Genomic DNA, 19470 nt, shown 5'->3' on the forward strand with positions numbered 1-19470 from the left:
ATGCTTGATGAACCATTCCGCTGGATGGAGGCGGTCTCCACTCGCCATTCTTATATTCGTGAAAAACTCAACAAGGGCCAGCCGGTACTCGGCGTCCCCTATAATGAAGGTTCCCTGCTGGTCGGCTTTGCGCCGCAACCCGGGAAAGTTTATGAAATTTACGACCGCATCGCCTTCGGCGCGCTGGGCCACCCGGCGGACGTCGAACGCATGCGCATGACCTTGCTGGAAATGGCGCATCTGGAAGGATTCAACCGGTCCGCCTCCGACGTCAACCTGCTTCGTCTTTTGCAGTTTGGCATCGCCCCGGCATTGAAGCAGAATTTTGAAGAAGTTCAGCGCGCGCCCTATCTCATCCAGCTACTGCTGGCCGAGATCGACCCTTCCGGCGCTCCGGCGTTTTATCGCCTGAATTACGACGGTTACTGGGAGACCTTCCCCAATGGAGTCGCCATTGCTGGAGACGCCACGGTCATGGACTGGATCAGCGAGGAAATCGGCAAAACCGATTTCGCCAATATGACTTTGCAACAAGCGCTCAAGGAAGCCTTGCGTCTCTGGGAAGCGGGACGCAAACATTCCGCCGAATTGAACGACGACCACGAAGAGGATGAAAGCGTCCCTCTCAGCCTCAAGGATGCTTTTGGGAAGTGGAATCTGGAAGCCGCCGTTTTGTCCCGCACCACGCCGCGAAAAGCCTTGTTTCGCCGACTCGGCAAAGACGAGATCGAAAACGTCCGGGCCGAGGCCATGAAATGAAAAAACGCATTTATGGACTGGAAACAGAATACGGCCTCTTGATCAAAGACACCGAGAATCCAATCGACCCGGTGGAAGCGGCTTACCATATCAAGGACCATATTTTTTCAAATAAAAAAGTCGGCGTGCTCGACATGCATTACCGCGCCAACGACGAGCCGCCGGGCAACGGCGGCTTCATGCTCAACGGCGGACGCATCTATCTGGACATGGGGCATCTCGAATACGCCTCGCCCGAATGCTCCTCTCTGGTCGATCTACTCACCTACGACCGTGCTGGCGACGAGATCATTCAGGAAGCTGTCGAAGAGCTGGGCTGGGGCGAGCGGATCGCGATCATCAAAAATAACGTCGATCTGGAAACCAACGCCACCTTCGGTTGCCACGAAAATTATCTGGCGAGCCGGGAACTGCAACTCGAGGACCGCGACAATCTCAAATTACTGGCGGCCTTCCTTGTCACGCGGCAAATTTACTGCGGCGCGGGACGCATCGGCGCCTGCAACCCGCACCCCTTCCGCGACTGGGATGAAGCGGTTCAGGAAACGGCGGAGGAAGAGACCGTCAAGTTTCAGCTGTCTCAACGCGCCGATCATATTCCTAATGAATTTTACCGCTGGGTGCAATACAACCGCGCCATCGTCAACACCCGCGACGAACCGCTCGCCGACCCCAGCAAGTTTCGCCGTATTCATCTGTTGGTGGGCGACTCCAATATCAGCGAATTTTCCACCGCATTGAAAATGGGCTGTACCTCGCTGATGCTGGAACTGATGGAACGCGGCGCCGCATCGCGCGACTGGATTCTCTCCAACTCCGTGTTTGCCATGAGTTCGATTTCGCGCGACCCGGAATTCAAATGGGAAATTCAATTGCGCAACGGAACCACCACCACGGCTCTCGACCTGCAACGCAGTATGCTCGAACGCGCCAAAAGCGAACTGGGCGGCTCCAGTCTGGAAACCGACTGGATTCTCGGCGCATGGGAAAACGTGCTCGACGATCTGCCTAAAGGCCCCGAAGCCTTGATCGGGCGCGTCGACTGGGCCACCAAACTGTGGATGCTTGGCGAATTTCAAAAAGAAGAGAATCTGGACTGGAACGATCCCTGGATGAAGAGTCTGGATCTGGAGTACCACAATCTCAACAAGCAACAGGGATTGTACTGGGGTCTGGAGGAAAGCGGCGACGCTTATCGCAAAACCAGCGACGAAGCCATTCAACGCGCCAGGCAACGCGCCCCGCGACGCACCCGTGCGCAGGGTCGCGGCGAACTGGTGCAGGCTCTGCTGACCAGCCAGGTCGGTTACCTGATCGACTGGATCGGTTTTCGCCTGAGCGACAGCGAAGAACCTTTTCTGATGCTCGACCCCTTCCGCACTTACAGCGAAGAAATTGCGGAGCGCATTAAAGAACTTAAAAATATGGAAATCGACGATAACGAGGAAGCCTCCGCATCAAACCCGACGAGTTCCTGACTCGACCTGCATACAACTTGAACCGATTCAGAGTTTTCAGACGCCCGCCTGCCAGAACGATCCCGTCATCGAGCCGATACAAACGATGACGGTTTTTTCAACTGGCGCTATACTGGTATCAAATCAACCCATCATTGAGGTCTCATGAGCGATTGTCTGTTTTGTAAAATTGAGAAGGGAGACATCCCTTCCGAAAAGGTCTATGAAGACGAACGACTCTTCGTCATTAAAGACATCAACCCGCAAGCGCCCACGCATCTGCTGGTCATTCCCCGCAAGCATCATTCCACCATTCTGGAATTGCAGGAGGATGATTTTGAGATGATCGGTTCCATTTACGGCGTCGCGGGCAAACTGGCGCGCCAGCTTGGTATGGCCGACGACGGTTTTCGCGTCGTCGTCAATTGCGGTCGCCACGGCGGTCAGTCCGTCTATCATATCCATTTTCACATTTTGGGCGGGCGACCGATGGCCTGGCCCCCAGGCTAGGGAGAGTTTCGGTGGACGCGAATCAACTGTACGACAAATTAAAATCCATTCGTCTGGGCGGATCGACGCAACGTTTCATCAAGGAAATGTGCGAAGAGCGTCTGCCCGTCATCAACCGGATTGAAGCGCTCAAGAAAGAAAAGAACGCCATCGTTCTCGCGCACAACTACGTCTCGCCCTACATTTACTTTGGCGCGGCGGACTATACCGGCGATTCCTACGCGCTTTCCAAGAAGGCGCAGAAGTCCGACGCCGACGTGATCGTTTTTTCCGCCGTGCGCTTCATGGCGGAGACGGCCAAGATCGTCAATCCCGACAAGACCGTGCTCGACCCCAATTTCAACGGCGGCTGTTCTCTCGCGGACGGCATCACGGCGGACGACGTCCGCCGCCTGCGCAACGAGTTTCCCGACCACACCTTCGTCTGCTACATCAACACCACAGCGGAAGTGAAGGCGCTTTGCGACGTCTGCGTGACCTCTTCCAATGTCTATAAAATTCTGGAGCGTATCGAGAACGACCGCATTTATTTTCTGCCCGATAAATTGATGGGGCAGAACGCGATTCACTATCTCAAGGCCAAAGGAGTGGAGAAGATCATCGACGTGTACGAGGGGACCTGCTACGTCCACGAGGAATACCGGCCGGAAAGCATCGACATCGTGCGTCAGAATTTTCCCGAGGTGGAAATCCTTGCGCACCCGGAATGCAAACCGGGCGTGATCGACAAGGCCGATTTTGTCGGAAGCACCGCCGGTATGCTCGACCGCGTCCGCGAATCCAGCGGCGACACCTTCTTTTTACTGACGGAATGCGGTTTGACCGACGTCCTGCAATCTGAATTTCCCGACAAACGCTTTGTCGGTTCCTGCACGCAATGTCAGTACATGAAATCCAATTCGCTGGAAGACATCCTGCACGTTCTTGAAAATCCGCGCGACGACCAGATCATCCGACTCAGTCCCGAAGTTCAGAAAAATGCGCTTCGATGCGTTGAGCGCATGTTTGAATACGCCGACCGCTGATCCGAGCCGCGCCTCAGATTAAAGCTCCGGCGTTTCTGAAACGGCAGGTTCTGCAAGAAAATCGCCTTCGGGCGCCGTCAGAGTCGTGTCCACCGGATTCGGATTCGGTTCCGGTTCCATTTTCAAATCATTCAACAGTTGTTCGACCTTGTCGAGTTGGTTCGCCATGCGTTTCTTCGTGAACAATTCTTTAGCGATCAAGGCATGCCGTTCGGCGTTTTCCTCATCGTCCAGTTCGTCATAGATTTTTCCCAAGGTCAGATTCAACTCACCGTTTTCGGGGCGACGTTCCAGCGCCATCTTATAGGCCCAGATCGCTATTTCGTGACTTCCCATCACCAGCGTCGGCTCGTCTTCCAGCCATCGGTTGCGGTCCTTGACATCCAGGGAGTTTAGGTATTTTTGCGCCTCCAGATAAACGTCCCCCAGATCCACGAGGATCGGGTACTCTTCCACCCCGCCGCGTTCCAGGCGTTTTTTGAGATTGCGAATGCGTTCCTTGAATTCTTCCAGAATGATTTTTTGACGATTCAAACGCTCCTGCTCCAGTCGCAGCATCTCTTCTTCCCGTTGTTTGCGCAGTTGTTCTTCCCTGAGCTGAATATCAAATGGAGTCTCATCCAGCGATACGTCGCTTCCTGCGCCCAACCCGGCGGCAGACTGCGCCTGCCTTCCGGTTCCCTTCTCGCCGCCTTTCCCGGAATCCAGCCCGTCGTCTTCTCCAAACTTTCTGGAAACGCTCTTCCTTCCCCGCCGTTTTCCGTCAGGTCCGTCCTCCCCAACTTTTGAATCCCTGTCGCCCAGACTGCGCAATTTAAGTTTTCGTTCGGCCCGTTTTTCCGAGTCGCTTTCTCTCTTCGCCTTACGCGCGTCTTCCAGTTTTTTATCGCGCACTCGCTTCAGCGCATCCCTTCGCAATCGTCGTTCATTTTCCGCCCGATCCTTTGCCAGGGATTCTTTCGTCTCCACCTTGGCCAGTCGAATTTCCCGCATGCCCACCTCGCGCGCGCTTTTCACAGCTTTTTCCTGTTCCTGCTGTTCCTTCAACAGTTCACCCTTGTCGACAACCTGATTGAAATTAGCCAGGGAAGCGACCTCTTCATGAGCAAGCTTGCTCGCAACCTGAGCCTTTCGCATTTCCGAGAGCACACTGCCCGAATCTTTAAACGCATCTTTTTTGGCATCGCCGGTGATCTTGTCAAAATCCTTGCCCATAGCGGCAAGCTCTTGCCTGACCTCGCGCATGGATTCCAGCATTTCCTTTTTCGCTTCTTCCATGATGCGGCGCTGTTCTTCTTTATCAATCGCCGCAGTGGACTGCAACTCTTCCAAAACTTTTTTTGATTCTTCGCTGGCTTCCCGCATCTCTTGTTTGGATTCCTCCAAAACGCCTTTGATTGACTCAGCCGTTTCGGCAAAGTCTTCTTTGCTTTTTTCCAGTTCCGCCTGCGCTTCCTCCTTGATTCGCTCCCCTTCCAACTTCGACTGCTCCATTTCCGCCTGCATTTCCAGACTCGTTATTTTGGCATCTTCTTTGACTCTGTCCATGGCGTCCTTCATCCCACCCTTTTCAGCATCCATCTCCCGCTTCAATTCCGCCATTTCCTTTTTCAATTCGATCTGTTGCAGGCGAATCTCTTCTTTGATCTCCTCGACCAATTCCTTGACCTCCTGCTTGATATCATCCATCTCCTGCTTGAGCAGTTGCTTTTCCAACTGCGGGCTTTTTTGAATAGCAGCCACAACCGTTGAAGGAGAAAACCCTATTAAAAACAATATGAAAGGGAATAGGATGAGTATGAATCTGACCCGCATATTTAACTATCCAATATTAAATTCAGGAAATCCGTAATAACTAGCCAGAACAAGCAGTATATTCAGATATCCGATAAAAAAGTTTGAAAAATTGCTATTTTTTTATATTTAATTGAAGCGTTTTTTCTTATAATGCCTTGTTTTATAAAATTGTTCTCAGATACCGCTACTCTGCTTAACGGAATCGTCTTCGAAACCTTGACGTTATTGCGCCAATCACATTGTTAAAAGCGGCATTTATTCAATAATTCGTGTAAAAAAAATTCTGTTTTCCTAATAAATTTAAGCTAAAGTAGAGACACATAGCCCTTATCAAAATTTTATTACACAGCCCGTGCCCGACAAACCTTTAAAAATACTATTGGTTGAGGATAACGAAGACGATATTTTCCTGTTTCATGAAATGATACGGGAAGAAAACCCCGTTCCCCTCCCTTCCATTGAAACCTGCCCCACCGCTGAAGAGGCCATAGAAAAATTGGCAGGCGCGACCTTCGACCTGTGTCTGTTTGATTATCATTTGGGAGAAACCGACGGAGTGGAACTGATTCGCAGGGTGCGCAGTCAATGGGCGAACCTGCCGCTCATCCTGCTGACAGGGCACGGCGACCAGGAAATCGCAGTTCAGGCCATGAAAGCCGGAGCCAACGACTACCTCAACAAAGACAAGTTATCCGGCAGCGCTCTTATCAACAGTTTTCGCTATTGTTTGAAAATTGCGCACGAAGGGGAAATGCGCCTGCTTGCCGAGAACCAGCTGAAGCAATCGCATGACGACTTGCAGGAATCCCTGCGTAAACTTCAATCCGCTCAAACGCAAATCCTGCGCTCGGAAAAACTCGCCGGGATTGGACGTCTCGCCGCTGGAGTCTGCCACGAAATACTGAATCCTCTGAATATCATATCCGGTCATTCCCAGGCTCTGCTGATGGAACGCAAAAATGACCCGGTTCTGGCCGATGATCTGAAATCGATCATGGAAGAAGTGCATCGCATTGAAAAAATCATCAGCAGTCTTTTGAAACTATCGCGCAAGCAGGATGTTGAACTCAAAAAGGAGAAGATCAACGTCGTGCTGGAGTCGGTGCTGTCGGTCATGGAAAAAGACCTTCACCTGCAATCGATCAACGTGGAAAAACAACTGGCCCTCAAGCTACCGGATATTTTGATCGACACCGATCAAATGCGGCAGGTGTTTCTCAACTTGATCAACAACGCCAAATACTCCATGCCCAATGGCGGCACGCTAACCGTTTCTACTTCCATGCACACGAAGGACCGGCGCATATTCAAACGCGATGAATTCAAACTGAACAACCCGAACACCCTGCGCATCCAATTCAAAGATACCGGATACGGTATCGAGGAAAGCGATCTGGAAAAATTATTCGAACCCTTCTTCACCACAAAACCGGAAGATCAGGGAACCGGTCTGGGGCTGAGCATCTGCCATTCCATCATCGAAAAGCACGGCGGTTCCATCGAAGCGGAAAACCTTCCGCAACGTGGGGCCAACTTCACGATCGACCTACCCATCGTAAACAATCGGTTGGGAACCATCGGAACCAAGCTACCCATCCGCAGGACCTGACAAAGGCGATCCCGCCTTCTATTCAAACCAAGATTGTGATAGCGCTGTTGATCGGAACGATCAGCGGAGAAAATCCAGCAAGGTGGGTTGGATGATGCGCGCCGTGGAACTGAGCGTCGCCTGCAATGCAAATTCCAGATTGGCCAGTTCCGAAGCCTGCTCGGTGAGGTCGGCGTCCTCGATATTAGAGATCTGTTCTTTTTGAAAAACGATTTCCTGGGCATGAACGTTTGCCGTCGAATCGATTCTTCCCTGAACGCTTCCAATGATCGCGCGCGATTCATTCACCGCCGCCAGCGCGGAATCGAGGTTCGCCAGACTGGCAAGGATGCCGCTGTTATCGTCGCGCTCCAATGCGTTTTTAAGGTCGAACAAAGTGTTCAGAACATTCAGTCCGCCTCCCAGGCCCAGGCTCTCCGCCGTGGTTCCCGTACCGATGTCGTTGACCACCGCAACCGTTGTGGAACTGTTCGACGCGATCCGCAATCCATTACCCGCCGAGTTGATGCTTGCCGTCACATTGAATCCCGCGGCGTTGATCGTGTTGAGCACGTCACCAATCGTCGCGGCTGAAGCCAGACTCACCGTCCCCGAGGCGGCGCCGTTGACGATACTGATGTCGCCCAGAGTGAGACCCGCGCCATTCTTTAATTGTGAAATCTGGGTCGTCGAAGTGATGACCGGATTGATGTCGGTTCCAACCAGATTGCCGTCGCGCGAACCAAAAATACCAAGTTCGGACGCCGTCGTTCCGGTTCCAACTTCGGCGACAACAAGCTCGCCGGTGATGACGGAACTGGAGTCCACCAGCTGAATGCCGTTGTTGCTCGAATTGATCGAAGCTGTGATGTTCAGTCCTGCCGAATTGATAGAAGAGATCACGTTTCCCAGAGTCTGTCCCGCGCTCACCAGTATCGTTGCGCTGTTGCCGCCCCGATCGGTCAGGGTGAATGTACCCGCGCTCACCCCGGTTCCGCCATTCATGCTGGAAAGAGCCGTAGCTGTAGTAACAGAGGGGTTTAAATCCACCGCCAGCACATCGGAACCGGGCAGGGCAAATTCAAGCGAAGTATTGCTCGCCACCGCAATGGTGAAATTTTCCGTATTGCCCTTGTACACCGCCCCAGAAGCGCTCAACTCAAAAGGCGAGGTGCGCGTCTGTGTCCCAGAAAAAACGTATTGGTTCTTCGCCTTGGTGTTTCCCGCCTGCAAGGCTTCCTGCAATAATTTGTCGACCTCTCCTGCGGCGAAATCTCGAGTCGCCGAAGTGGCCGTTCCCGCCAGCCCCTGGATCGCCAGTTCTTTAGAGCGATTGAGAGCGCTGCCAACCGTGCTCAACGCCGTGTCGGCGCTTTGAATAAAGATGCGGTTGTTTTCAATATTGCGAACGAACTGCTGGCGTTGTTTGATGCTCGAACGCAGAGCCAGAGAATCCCGCATACCGCTGGGATCGTCCGAGGGCTTCAGAATTCTCTTTCCCGTGGAAATCTGCTTTTGCGCATTGAACAGGTTCTCCGTGATGCGGAAAACATTTCGTAATGTGCTGTCTTGTACGGCTTTGGCGGTAACTCTCGTAACCATGAGCGTTATTCCTTAATTAATTAAACCTGGGAACTTCCCAAACTTCAGATACGGTTGACCAGAATATCCATCATCTCCTGAACGGTGGTGATGAGACGCGCCGAGGCATTGAAGGATTGCTGGAAACGGACCAGATTGATCATTTCTTCATCAATCGAAACGCCTGAGATGCTTTCGCGTCGCGCGTTCAATTGCAAGGTCACCCCTTCCTGCTGGCTCATCGTTGTCTGCGCGGAAAATGATTTGATTCCGATATCGCTGACAATGGCGTTGAAAAATTCATCGAAGGTGAACATCCCCGAACCGGTCTGATCCAGACTGGTTCCATTGAACAGCAGACTCTCCTGCAAATTTGCCAATGCCTGCGCGTTGGCGCCATTGCCGTTAGAAGACGAACCCGCCGCCACTTTTTGGGAATTGGTCGAAACGTCGGTCGAAACCGACATATTGCGCGACGCGTTGTCAGAAAGCGATAATTTGAATTTGTCGCCGACTGCGGCGGAACCGGATATCGTCACCGCCAGCCCGCCCGCCAGATTGAACGCGCTTCCCGCGGTGAAAGTGAAGGTTCCCGAACTCGCGTTGGTCGTTAAATTTTGCAGGGTGAAACTGTTGGAGCCGGTGAAGGTGATTTCATATTTGTCAATCGAAGTGGTGGAAGGACTGGCGTTGACCGCCGAGACCGTCGCCGCACCCGTGTTGTTCACATTGGTCTTCACCGAAGGCGTGAGCGGGGTGAAAAAATTATTGCCCGTGGAACCGTCCAGACCGAAGCCCTGTTGATGCAGTTTATTGATCTCGCGCACCAGAGAGGCCGCCATGCGGTCCAGCTCATCCTTGATGCCCGCCACCTCAACATCGCGCATGTCGATGATGCCTTTCAGCCGACCGCCCTGGATACCGCTGGTGATGTTGGTCGTTGATCCGGCGCCATTGCTGATCACAACGTCGCGAAACGCGTTGTTGTTACCGTTCAACTGCGTGCTGATCGGGAAGGTGATATCGCGCAGAACCAGAGGGATACCGCCGCTCAGGGTGATGCTGACCAAACCTTCCACCTCATCCACCTGCTGAATGTCTATCTTCTCCGAAAGTTGCTGAATCAAACGATCGCGCGAATCCCTCAGGTCATTGGCTTTCGCATTGCCCGGTTCGCTTTGATGGATGGCGCGATTCAGATTGGAAATTTCCGTCGACAGCGTATTGATCTGGGTGATCTCATCTTCCATCACCAAATCCAGATTGCGCTGAATCGAGAACAACTGATCGCCAATGCTGTTGAACATATGCGACAATTCCTGCCCGCGTGCGATGACGTTGGAGCGCTCCGGCAATCCACTCGGATTGGTCGCCAGATCCTGCATGCTGGTGAACAGGGAACTCAATTCTGCATTGAGGCTTCCGCCGGAATTTTCGTTGAACAAAATTTCCAGCTGGTCGAATACGTCCTTGCGCACCTGATAGTTTCCCGTGCGGTCGCCTTCAGATAATATTTGTTTGAACAGAAAACTGTCATGGAAGCGTTCGATGCCGCTGACGGTCACGCCGGTTCCCAGAGGCCCTTGCGCCGTCTGACGCGGTGAGTTGGCCTCGAAGGTCACCTGCTGGCGCGAGTAGCCTTCCGTCTGCGCGTTCGCAACGTTCTGGCCGGTTACTTCGAGAGCCAGTTGTTGCGCGAGCAGGCTGACCCGCCCGGTATTCAATACGCTGAAGATATTAGTCGTCATAACAGTTTGCCTGAGCCTTTAAGCGTTGACGCTCACCAGACGGCTCTGAAATTTTCCCTGGGAAAATTTGCCATTGGATTGGTAAGGCGCATTCGCCTGCTGATCCACTGAATGCACGAAGGCCATTGATTTTTGAAACGACTGCGAAGAACGCTCCATCAATGTTTTAATTTTTTGATTCATGAGATTGATTTCGTCGATCCGTTTGAGGATCTCACGGCGCGTCTGCGCGAATTTGTTTGCAACAGTTTCTGGCAGTTTTTGTATCAGCATTTTCAAAGTGATCTCTCCCGAAGCGCCCGCCGCTTTCATGATGCTCTTCATCACTCGCAGGCGTCGGTTCTCCAGTCCTTCGATTTCGGCGATCAATTTTTCCTTCTGCTCGGTCGCCTTCTGGTAGTCCGTCAGCGAATACTGCGTCAAGCCTTTCCACTCTTCCGTCATGCAGGCAATAAAACGATCATAAACCCGAACCTTCTCGGTCAGCACCGCGTACAGACTTTGCACGAGCTGTTTCATTAGCTCTCTCCACATTAAGATCATAAAATTTAGGAGGCGTGGATAAATCAACGGTCGGTTGCTCGATAATGCCCTTGAGGATGTCGTCTTTTCGACTGAGTTCATTGAAGATCATATCCGCAAGGCCGATGCCCTGGCTCTTGGACGATTCCTTCGCAAACTCTTCATCCAGCATTTGCTCGTACATATTGGTCGCATAGCTGTCCAGCATTCCCGTTTTGGGAACCGTCTCGCGCATGGACTTCATCAGGTACTGAGAGAAGACGGACTCAAACTGCGTCGCCAGTTCCTTCAACTGTTGCTTGGATTGCGAATCCACGGAACCGGCCTGCTCGCGCAGTTGCATGGCCTTCTTCATTCCCATGGTAGAGAAAATGTCGGTCTGCGTATTTAAGGGAAACGAGTTATCCATAACCTGCCTTTGGCGATTTGCCTTTTAATATTAATAATGGAATTTGCAAGCCATATGCCAAAGCCTATCCACCACTTTGACAAAACAACGAGGCCCTGCGAAACGCTTGCAAACAAAGGGGTTTTCAAGTAATTATTTTTCCCGGATTCAACAGGAAAAGAATAAAAAAAAGGCGGGAAGGAAAATTTTTCCTCCCCGCCACGATCAAATCTGCCGGTCCTCATAAAATTTCAAGCTCGGCATGCAAGGCGCCCGATGCCTTGATGGATTGCATGATCGCAATCAGATCACGCGGAGTCACGCCGATGGAGTTCAATGCATTCACCACTTCGCCCAGGGAAATCCCTGTCGGAACCACAACCAGTTTGTCCTGCCCTTCTTCCACCGCAATCCGGGTTCGTGGAAGGATGGCGGTCTGAGCGCCTTCGGAGACCGTTAACGGCTCGGGTTGCACAGCGATGGGTTCTTCCTTGATTTGAATGAACAAGGCGCCATGCGCAACGGCGACGGTGGAGATTCGCACGTTCTCGCCCATCACGATGGTTCCGGTGCGTTCGTCGATGATGACGCGCGCTGAAACATCCGGGGCCACATCCAGTCCTTCGATGGTCGTGACGAAGGCCGAGGTGTTGCCGATGTATTCTTCGGGCACGTTGACCTTGACGGAACGGGCGTCCACCACGTTGGCGTAAACATCTTTCAACTGATCGTTTATTTTTTGCGCGATTCGGCTGGCGGTCGTGAAATCGGTTTTCTTCAAGGCAAAGAGGATTTCCTCCTTGGTGTTAAATTTCACATTGATTTCTTTTTCAACTGAGGCCCCGTTGGAAATGCGGCCCACGGTGAGATGATTCTTTTGCACGCCCCTGGCCTGCCCGGAAACCGAAAATCCCCCGATAGAGATCGGCCCTTGCGCGACCGCGTAGGTCTTGCTGTCCGGTCCTTTCAAGGGCGTCATCAACAAGGTTCCGCCCTGGAGACTTTTTGAGTCGCCCACGGAAGAAACCGTCACGTCTATCTTATCGCCCTGATGCGCAAAAGCAGGCAAGCTGGCAGTGACCATAACGGTCGCCACGTTTTTGAATTTCAACTGATCGACTTCATTTGCAGGAACGGTCACGCCCATTTTCTTCAACATGCTGACCATGGTCTGAATTGAAAAGAACACGTTGGTCGCGCTGTCGCCTGTCCCGGTCAAACCGATGACCAGACCGAAGCCCACCAGCTGGTTGCTTCGCACGCCGCGAATCTGCGTCAGGTCTTTGATTCGCGCCGCTTCCGCCTGAGAGGCCGCGAGCATAAATAGAATCAGCCAGGGAATGATTTTGAAGGCGCTTGAATTTCGTTTCATAAGAGTTCCAGTTGAAAATAATCTGATTATAAAAAAATCTGTGTCGCTTCGACCTTAGACCACATCCACCACTGCCGTGTCGGTCGTGCCCTCTGCGTCTACTACGGTGATCGTGTAGGTCGTCCCCGCCACGCCCGCAGAGAATGTGAATGTCTGCTGACCCGTCGCCGTGAGCGTTCCGCTTCCCGCAACATCGTCGGTGATCTGATAAGGCGTCACTCCCCCGGTGATGGTTAGCGCCAGGGTCGTCGCCGCCGCAATCGTGCTGTTCTCCGGCGTCACAAACATGACTGCAGACGGAGCCAGCGGATTGCCCGATTCGAACAGATCGTTGGTGCAGGATGCGATGATCAGCGCTCCCCAGATCGCAAGGCACATGCGCCTTACCAGAGGCATTCGGTTGTTTGTTTTTTGTTGATGCCCTGCAATTGATGAGTTCATAGGATTAGATCACCACGATGGGTACGGCGGCTGTCGCCGTCACGTTGTCCACGCTGGCGACCACATAGGCCATGCCCGCGTTGGCGCCAGAAGTTAAGACCGCATTCGCCACGCCATTCACCGTCGTTAAAGTTGTGTTATTAAGAGATCCAAGAGTCGTCGTCAAAAGTATCGTCGCTCCATTCACGCCCTGGCCGTTTGCATTGGTCACCTCAACGCGAATCGTCGCCTGCCCTCCTCCGGTCGGCACTCCTGCCGATCCGTAAAAGGCGGAAATCGCCAGAGTATTTCCTAAATTGCTGGGGCCTGTGAGGCTGTTCACATCGGCGGTGCAACCGTACAGAAAGTAAAGACCGATCAATGTTCCGGGGTGAATTAATTTTAAAAGGGTTTTCATTACCTTGTTCTCATTTAGAACGGCCATATGTAGCTGATGACTTTCGCCATCCAGCCTACGCGTTGAGGATCGGCAATATCGCCGCTCCCTGAATAGGTTATCGACGCATTGGCAATCAAAGTTGAACTGATTGTATTGTCGAAACCCACATCCTCCGGCCGGATCACGCCGGTGAGGATCATGTACTGTTCTTCGTTATTGACGGTGACCGAACGTTTTCCTTCAATGTGCAAATTCCCGTTTGGTAAAATTTGGGTGATCTGCGCAGAGAGCGTCATCGTCAACGAACCGTTGCGCGTGGTGGTGCCGTTGCCTTGATGGCTCAGGTCCGTCGATGCCACGCCGATATTGGGATCAAACGAAGTCCCCATATTGAGGAAATTCTGGATGCCCAGGTTGCCCGGCAAACCAAGCACCGGCCCCGTGGATACGGAGGTGTTTGAGGAGCGCGATGTATTCGTGGTCGCGGTTTGCGACGACGTCGCCGATTCATTGACCGTCACCGTCACAATGTCTCCGACTTTCTGGGCTTTCGTATCTTCAAAAAATAAATTCTTCGCCGTGTCTCCCGGCCAGAGCGAACCTTCTTCATTATTGCTGGCTACCTCATAAATTTTATCGGGAACCACAGTGGCCGCCGGGTCCACCGCGCGTTGCGAGCCCGCACAGGAGGCAAGCATGGTAGCCGCCAGGCAAGCCAGTATTCGGGCGCAGATTGTCGGTACTTTGAATGACTGTGTTTTAAGTTTCATTAAAAATTCACCTCGACTGTGTTGGCGTCCAACACCCGTCCATAGACGATTTTTTTCGATTGTAAATTGACTACGGGAATCATGCTGTCTTTGAATCCCTGCTCCCGCGCCGTTCCGGGCGCTGTGATGCGCATGAGACCTTTTTGCGCAACGATCAAAAGGTGCGCTCCTTTCTCAATCAAGGGCGGTCGTTTCACCGAGTTCATACGAATCTGCCGGCCTGCAGGAAGGTTTCTAGAAGCCTCCTTACCCAAAACATCTTCCAGCGAAATGGCGACATTACGAATCGGTCTCTGCGTTCTCACGCGTTCGATCTCCACGTCCTCATGAGAAATGATTTCCCCACGTTGAATCGAGCGGGACGTATGTACAACCGGGAGCATTGCATCCGTTTTCGTGGACACGCGAAATTTTCGATAGCGCTGGTTGTTAACGTAAACCGTCGCCGTCAACTGATTTCGACCCATTTCTTTCAGGCGCCCCGCCACCTCAAATTCCAAGTGGAATTGTTTTGATGGAATTTCCAAATCCTGCTCGCGGTAGTACACTTCGATTTCCACCGGATAGCCCAGATCGCCCAATTGTTCGATCAAATAATTCCTGGCGTCATCTTGAACTTCCTCGGAAGTGAGCAACGCCGCATCGCCAGATACAGGGCTTGCAAACACGCCCCAGATCGTCGCGACAAAAATAACGGCCCACCCTCTGTATCCATCCATAACGTTTACTCCTTTTAAAACCAATGTCGTCAGACCCTGCGGTCCGATCAATTACCGTTTCATATTGTTTGCGATTTGCAACATTTCATCCGCCGTCTGAACGGTGCGCGAGTTGACCTCATAAGCCCTCTGCGCTGAAATCAGATTGACCATTTCCTCGACCACGCTCACGTTCGACAATTCCAGAAAACCCTGGATCGTGTTGCCCCGGTCGTCCGAACCGGGATCGCCGATTGTCGGCGTTCCCGACGCGTCCGATTCCTGAAACAGATTGAAACCGATCGCCTGCAAACCCGCTTCGTTCTGGAAGGTCGCGACTTGCAAAGTGCCGAGAACCGTCGGCGCTGTCGAACCCGGTTGCGTTACCGACACCGAGCCTTGCGGATCAATTGAAATATTCAAGGCATCCTGAGGCACCGTTAGAGCCGGTTGCACAACCAATCCATCCGCCGTCACGATCTGTCCGGTGTTATCGAGCTTGAACGAACCCGCGCGCGTGTAGGCCGTCGTTCCGTCCGGTTGCTGAATTTGAAAAAAGCCCTTCCCTTGAACGGCCACGTCCAGAGAATTCTGCGTCTGCGCAAAATCGCCCTGAAGAAATATTTTTTGAATCGCCGCCGTCTTGGAACCCAGGCCCAGTTGCGCGCCTGTCGGCACCTGATTGCCGTTTGGAGACAGCGTTCCGACCAGCCTCAGGTTTTGATAAATCAAATCCTGAAATTCCGGTCGACTGCGTTTGAACCCGGTCGTGTTCACGTTGGCCAGGTTGTTGGCGATAACGCTCACGTTCAGGTCCTGCGTATTCATCCCCGTTGCGGCTGTGTATAAAGATCGAATCATAAACTTGGTTCCTTTCCCTCCGGGCTTATCCGGAATGATTTAAACGCTTCCTAACCTACCCGCCCTATATTGTTCACCGACTGTTCGTCCGCGCCGTCTATTGCCTGAATGACCTTTTGATACGCTTCAAATGCGCGCATCGTCGAAATCATGTCGGTCATTTCTTCTACAGAATTCACATTCGACAATTCAAGAAAACCCTGGCGTATGGAAACTCCATTGGCCGGTTCTTCCACAGCTTCGTCGCTCATGTTTTGATAAAGTCCCGAGCCGTCTTTCTGTAATCCCTTCTTGTCCTTGATGGTGACCAGTTCAATCTCCGCGACCGCCGCATTTTCGAGACCGTTGCCAACCGATACCGTTCCGTCTTTGGCGATGGAAATGACCCCTCCTACAGCGTCGATCAATACCGGTCCGCCGCCCGCCGCCACCACGGGAAGTCCTTCCTGTGTGACCAGTCGGCTCTGTTGGTCCAATCTAAAATTTCCGTTTCGCGTGTAACGTATGCCCGCAGGCGTATCCACTTTGAAGAACCCGTCGCCATCCAGCCCAAGGTCCAGCGTGTTTCCGGTTTGCGTTAAATTGCCCTGCGAGTGATCCGTGAAAAATTCATTGATCCCAACGTAGGCCACATTTTCATTGGATATATCCGCTGGCAGTAGTACATTTCGCGCGGTTTCCAAACTGTTCGTCCGATCGAAGGGGGGAATCATCTCTTTAAACACCAGACCGTCTTTTTTGAATCCGGTGTTATTCAGGTTCGCAAGGTTGTTTGCGATGACGTCCATTTTCCCCTGTTGCTTGATCCCCGCAGAAGCGGCTATGTAGAGTCCTTCATGCATATTCGTTTTCCTGGTTAATGTCTTGACCGGTAAAGAGCAAATTCTGTACCAAATCTAAAATCTCCTTGTCATCAAGCAACGGCATCCATGATAAAGGCAGATAATGAAAGGCTTTTCTCGCTTCCGTCTTTCTACATCCCAGTATTCTTTTTTTCGCTTGCGTCAAAAACAAGGCGGAATTTTATTCCGCAACTCCAGCTTTGGACCGCCCCCGTCAATTTTTCTATAATTGATCTTATTTTTTCCGTAAAAATAATTTAATATAGAGAACTCAAGTAAATACGATCCGGTTTTACAGCCGGAATGAACTCAATCAATGAAGAGGAAGCAATGGAAATCATTTCAATTTCTGAACTGCACGACAGGCTCGAAGACAAGAAGGACAACGATTTGGTTCTTGATGTGAGAAGTCGTTCTGAGTTCAACGAAGGCCATATTGATAATGCACAAAACACGCCTCACGATGATGTCGAAGCGATTTCAGAGGAGCTCAAACAATACGACACCGTTTATGTCCACTGCAAGATGGGCGGTCGCGCCAAGCTTGCGTCTCAAACGCTGGAGCGTCTTGGGCTGGACAATATCGTTTGCGTAGGCGATGGCGGTATGGAAGCGTGGCAGAAAAACGGCTGGCCTGTCGTTTCTTAATCTCGCTGTATCCTCCCTTCACTGTCATTAGATGACAGGGCGGATTCTTCCCCATTCCAACGGTGCTGTATGTCTTACAAAGTCGCTCTGGTCAACATGCCATTCGGTTTTCATATTTATCCTTCCATACAACTGGGCGTTCTCTCCACGTTGTTGAAGGCGAACCACTGGCAGGCCAAAAGCCATTACCTGAATCTTCACTTCGCTTTCCAAATAGGAACCGACGTTTACAACACGCTGTGTGAAAAACGTTTCCTTATCGGCGAATGGTTGTTTTCAGATATTCTGTTTGGCGACAGCGAGGGCAATCAGCAATACACGGAGCGCTTCTCCGCGCATATTGACGACGTTTGCCAATCCATTGGATGCACTCGGGAAAATTTGCTCGATCTTAAAAAACGAATCGTTCCTGAATTCCTGCACTGGGCGGCGGAGAGCCGCCCCTGGGGCGATTACGATGCGGTAGGATTCACCTCGACCTTCAATCAGAATTTAGCCAGCGTCACCCTTGCCAAACTGATTAAGGACAAGCACCCCAATGTAAAAATTCTTTTCGGAGGCGCCAATTTCGAATCCGAGATGGGGCTCGAATATTTCCGCGCTTTTCCCTGGATTGATTTTGCATTGCCCGGCGAGGCGGAACACTGCCTGCCCCCTCTCATTACCGCTCTTGAAAAAAACGAACCGATTCCCAAAGGCGTGATTCATCGACGCGAAGACAAAGTCGTCTTCGAAGAAAATTTTCAGATGTTTCACGATTTCGACAAATACCCGCTCCCTGACTACGACGATTTTTTTGAAGAGATTCGAACCATTGACCCGCAGTCCCGCTTTTTGGAAAACCCGATTATTCTTTATGAAACCGCTCGCGGTTGCTGGTGGGGCGAGAAACACCATTGCACTTTTTGTGGTTTGAATGCATCGACGATGAAATTCAGGGCGCGCAGTCCCGAAAGAGTGCTGGAGGACCTGGCGGAACTGTCCAGCAAATACGACAGCTATCGTTTTCGTTTGGTGGATAACATTCTGGAAAATCAGTTTGTCGATGCTGTGTTTGGAGAATTGGCCGACCGGCATTACGACATGGAGTTCTTCATTGAGATCAAAAGCAATCTCAGCAAGGGCCAGATCGAACGCATCGCCCGCGGCGGCGTCAATGTCATTCAACCCGGTATCGAAAGCTTCAGCCCCAATCAGCTTGTGGAGATGGACAAAGGCGTGCGTCCTATCCAGAACATGGTCTGCCTCAAATGGGCGCTTTACTATGGAATAGAAGTCACCTGGAGCATCCTCACCGGCTTTCCCGAAGAGACCGATGAAGATTTCATGACCCAGATGGAAATCATACGCCCGCTATTACACCTGCAACCGCCGATATCTGTTGGCAATATCTGGCTGGAACGTTTCAGCCCTTATTTCACCCGTCCGGACAAGTATGGCATCAAGATCACTGGCCCCGGCGTGGCTTACCCCTATGTCTACGATGAAAACACTCTCGACTTAATGAAGATCGCTTATGATTTTGAGTTTGTCGTGCCTGAGCGTAAAGTCAGCCCGCAGTTGGAAACTCAACTCAGCGAATTTGTTTCCTATTGGAAGGATCGACACGCGTCGGAATACACCCCTTATTTGTTTTTCTCCAAATCCAGGGATTTTGTAACGGTGTTCGATGGGCGCGATGACAAAGGGCCGCAACGTTTCCGCTTTGACGGCGTCTCTGCGCATATCCTGAATCATTGTAATGAGAAACCTCGATCTCTCGACAATGTCAGTAAACTCATTGAAACAGAATCTGGCACCCCCCCTTCCGAAACTGAACTTCTTAGCGCCGCCCAAGAACTTGTCGAAGCCCGCATCCTGTTCGAAGAGCGCGGCAAATATTTCAATCTCGCCCTGCCGACCAATTCCAGATATTAATCGATAAGTTCCGCGACTATTCGCTGTAGTTTATTCGCAACTTCACATCAGCGCGTGTCCTGATCCTGGCTCCCTGTCTGTTTCTTGAACGGTTGTGGTGGGGTGTATGGTGGGGAGAATTGCTTTTCAAACGATATCAGTAATTATTTTACGCTACCGGGATGAAC

General features: G+C 51.7%; 19 protein-coding genes. 7 read left to right on the forward strand and 12 right to left on the reverse strand.

Going from position 1 to position 19470, the window contains the following annotated elements; all coding sequences use genetic code 11:
• The 4 genes from G3M78_03045 to nadA all read left to right on the forward strand — a co-directional run bounded on the left by G3M78_03045 (window position 1) and on the right by nadA (window position 3751).
• Window positions 1-759, forward strand: coding sequence for a proteasome subunit alpha (locus G3M78_03045; GenBank protein QPJ64428.1), 759 nt, complete (start codon window positions 1-3; stop codon window positions 757-759).
• A complete protein-coding gene (locus tag G3M78_03050; protein ID QPJ64429.1) occupies window positions 756-2237 on the forward strand; it encodes a proteasome accessory factor PafA2 family protein in 1482 nt (493 codons plus the stop codon). Before G3M78_03045 ends, G3M78_03050 begins: the two co-directional genes overlap by 4 nt.
• A 144-nt stretch (window positions 2238-2381) precedes the next feature.
• The gene (locus G3M78_03055) at window positions 2382-2726 is read left to right on the forward strand and encodes a histidine triad nucleotide-binding protein (GenBank protein ID QPJ64430.1); all 345 of its coding nucleotides are present in this window, start codon (window positions 2382-2384) and stop codon (window positions 2724-2726) included.
• Between the two features lie 86 nt (window positions 2727-2812).
• Window positions 2813-3751 carry a quinolinate synthase NadA gene (gene nadA, locus G3M78_03060; GenBank protein ID QPJ66747.1) on the forward strand — a complete coding sequence of 313 codons (939 nt, stop codon included), beginning with the start codon at window positions 2813-2815 and terminating at the stop codon, window positions 3749-3751.
• An 18-nt stretch (window positions 3752-3769) separates the two neighbouring features.
• Here nadA and G3M78_03065 read toward each other — a convergent pair whose 3' ends face one another.
• Window positions 3770-5494 carry a hypothetical protein gene (locus G3M78_03065; protein ID QPJ64431.1) on the reverse strand — a complete coding sequence of 575 codons (1725 nt, stop codon included), beginning with the start codon at window positions 5492-5494 and terminating at the stop codon, window positions 3770-3772.
• A gap of 406 nt (window positions 5495-5900) precedes the next feature.
• On the opposite strand from G3M78_03065, the gene G3M78_03070 reads away from it, so the two are divergent.
• On the forward strand, window positions 5901-7157 hold the full coding sequence (locus tag G3M78_03070; protein QPJ64432.1) for a response regulator: 1257 nt from the start codon (window positions 5901-5903) through the stop codon (window positions 7155-7157).
• A gap of 60 nt (window positions 7158-7217) precedes the next feature.
• On the opposite strand, the gene flgL is transcribed toward G3M78_03070, so the two are convergent.
• The 11 genes from flgL to flgF form a co-directional block, all read right to left on the reverse strand.
• Entirely contained in the window at window positions 7218-8738 is a 1521-nt protein-coding gene (flgL, locus tag G3M78_03075; GenBank protein ID QPJ64433.1) for a flagellar hook-associated protein 3, read from the reverse strand.
• Window positions 8739-8782: 44 nt separating this feature from the next.
• Window positions 8783-10465 carry a flagellar hook-associated protein FlgK gene (gene flgK, locus G3M78_03080; protein ID QPJ64434.1) on the reverse strand — a complete coding sequence of 561 codons (1683 nt, stop codon included), beginning with the start codon at window positions 10463-10465 and terminating at the stop codon, window positions 8783-8785.
• A gap of 18 nt (window positions 10466-10483) precedes the next feature.
• The gene (locus G3M78_03085) at window positions 10484-10984 is read right to left on the reverse strand and encodes a flagellar protein FlgN (GenBank protein ID QPJ64435.1); all 501 of its coding nucleotides are present in this window, start codon (window positions 10982-10984) and stop codon (window positions 10484-10486) included.
• Entirely contained in the window at window positions 10926-11396 is a 471-nt protein-coding gene (locus G3M78_03090; protein QPJ64436.1) for a hypothetical protein, read from the reverse strand. Before G3M78_03090 ends, G3M78_03085 begins: the two co-directional genes overlap by 59 nt.
• A 220-nt stretch (window positions 11397-11616) precedes the next feature.
• Window positions 11617-12747: a flagellar basal body P-ring protein FlgI gene (locus G3M78_03095; protein ID QPJ64437.1), complete on the reverse strand. Its 1131-nt coding sequence runs from the start codon at window positions 12745-12747 to the stop codon at window positions 11617-11619.
• A gap of 54 nt (window positions 12748-12801) precedes the next feature.
• Entirely contained in the window at window positions 12802-13188 is a 387-nt protein-coding gene (locus G3M78_03100; protein QPJ64438.1) for a hypothetical protein, read from the reverse strand.
• A 4-nt stretch (window positions 13189-13192) separates the two neighbouring features.
• Complete coding sequence (locus G3M78_03105) at window positions 13193-13585, reverse strand: hypothetical protein (protein QPJ64439.1); 393 nt, start codon at window positions 13583-13585, stop codon at window positions 13193-13195.
• 14 nt (window positions 13586-13599) lie between these two features.
• Window positions 13600-14337: a flagellar basal body L-ring protein FlgH gene (locus tag G3M78_03110; protein QPJ64440.1), complete on the reverse strand. Its 738-nt coding sequence runs from the start codon at window positions 14335-14337 to the stop codon at window positions 13600-13602.
• On the reverse strand, window positions 14337-15056 hold the full coding sequence (gene flgA, locus G3M78_03115; protein QPJ64441.1) for a flagellar basal body P-ring formation protein FlgA: 720 nt from the start codon (window positions 15054-15056) through the stop codon (window positions 14337-14339). The genes G3M78_03110 and flgA overlap by 1 nt, the downstream gene beginning before the upstream one ends.
• A gap of 51 nt (window positions 15057-15107) precedes the next feature.
• Entirely contained in the window at window positions 15108-15896 is a 789-nt protein-coding gene (gene flgG, locus G3M78_03120; GenBank protein ID QPJ64442.1) for a flagellar basal-body rod protein FlgG, read from the reverse strand.
• A gap of 50 nt (window positions 15897-15946) precedes the next feature.
• On the reverse strand, window positions 15947-16738 hold the full coding sequence (gene flgF / locus G3M78_03125; protein ID QPJ64443.1) for a flagellar basal-body rod protein FlgF: 792 nt from the start codon (window positions 16736-16738) through the stop codon (window positions 15947-15949).
• A 330-nt stretch (window positions 16739-17068) separates the two neighbouring features.
• Between flgF and G3M78_03130 the strand changes: the two genes are divergently transcribed.
• Window positions 17069-17386 (forward strand): rhodanese-like domain-containing protein, encoded by a 318-nt coding sequence (locus tag G3M78_03130; GenBank protein ID QPJ66748.1) that lies wholly within the window; start codon window positions 17069-17071, stop codon window positions 17384-17386.
• Window positions 17387-17455: 69 nt separating this feature from the next.
• Window positions 17456-19303 carry a RiPP maturation radical SAM protein 1 gene (locus G3M78_03135; protein ID QPJ64444.1) on the forward strand — a complete coding sequence of 616 codons (1848 nt, stop codon included), beginning with the start codon at window positions 17456-17458 and terminating at the stop codon, window positions 19301-19303.
• Window positions 19304-19470: the final 167 nt, after the last annotated feature.

Source organism: Candidatus Nitrohelix vancouverensis (assembly GCA_015698305.1).
Taxonomy (GTDB): domain Bacteria; phylum Nitrospinota; class Nitrospinia; order Nitrospinales; family VA-1; genus Nitrohelix; species Nitrohelix vancouverensis.

What these genes read in the sequence shown, in the direction of transcription:
- flgA (QPJ64441.1), bottom strand. Translation starts at nt 15,056, where the DNA reads ATGGATGGATACAGAGGGTGGGCCGTTATTTTTGTCGCGACGATCTGG.
- G3M78_03130 (QPJ66748.1), top strand. Translation starts at nt 17,069, where the DNA reads ATGGAAATCATTTCAATTTCTGAACTGCACGACAGGCTCGAAGACAAG.
- G3M78_03050 (QPJ64429.1), top strand. Translation starts at nt 756, where the DNA reads ATGAAAAAACGCATTTATGGACTGGAAACAGAATACGGCCTCTTGATC.
- G3M78_03100 (QPJ64438.1), bottom strand. Translation starts at nt 13,188, where the DNA reads ATGAACTCATCAATTGCAGGGCATCAACAAAAAACAAACAACCGAATG.
- G3M78_03045 (QPJ64428.1), top strand. Translation starts at nt 1, where the DNA reads ATGCTTGATGAACCATTCCGCTGGATGGAGGCGGTCTCCACTCGCCAT.
- flgG (QPJ64442.1), bottom strand. Translation starts at nt 15,896, where the DNA reads ATGATTCGATCTTTATACACAGCCGCAACGGGGATGAATACGCAGGAC.
- flgF (QPJ64443.1), bottom strand. Translation starts at nt 16,738, where the DNA reads ATGCATGAAGGACTCTACATAGCCGCTTCTGCGGGGATCAAGCAACAG.
- G3M78_03055 (QPJ64430.1), top strand. Translation starts at nt 2,382, where the DNA reads ATGAGCGATTGTCTGTTTTGTAAAATTGAGAAGGGAGACATCCCTTCC.
- G3M78_03090 (QPJ64436.1), bottom strand. Translation starts at nt 11,396, where the DNA reads ATGGATAACTCGTTTCCCTTAAATACGCAGACCGACATTTTCTCTACC.
- G3M78_03105 (QPJ64439.1), bottom strand. Translation starts at nt 13,585, where the DNA reads ATGAAAACCCTTTTAAAATTAATTCACCCCGGAACATTGATCGGTCTT.
- flgL (QPJ64433.1), bottom strand. Translation starts at nt 8,738, where the DNA reads ATGGTTACGAGAGTTACCGCCAAAGCCGTACAAGACAGCACATTACGA.
- nadA (QPJ66747.1), top strand. Translation starts at nt 2,813, where the DNA reads ATGTGCGAAGAGCGTCTGCCCGTCATCAACCGGATTGAAGCGCTCAAG.
- flgK (QPJ64434.1), bottom strand. Translation starts at nt 10,465, where the DNA reads ATGACGACTAATATCTTCAGCGTATTGAATACCGGGCGGGTCAGCCTG.
- G3M78_03135 (QPJ64444.1), top strand. Translation starts at nt 17,456, where the DNA reads ATGTCTTACAAAGTCGCTCTGGTCAACATGCCATTCGGTTTTCATATT.
- G3M78_03110 (QPJ64440.1), bottom strand. Translation starts at nt 14,337, where the DNA reads ATGAAACTTAAAACACAGTCATTCAAAGTACCGACAATCTGCGCCCGA.
- G3M78_03085 (QPJ64435.1), bottom strand. Translation starts at nt 10,984, where the DNA reads ATGAAACAGCTCGTGCAAAGTCTGTACGCGGTGCTGACCGAGAAGGTT.
- G3M78_03095 (QPJ64437.1), bottom strand. Translation starts at nt 12,747, where the DNA reads ATGAAACGAAATTCAAGCGCCTTCAAAATCATTCCCTGGCTGATTCTA.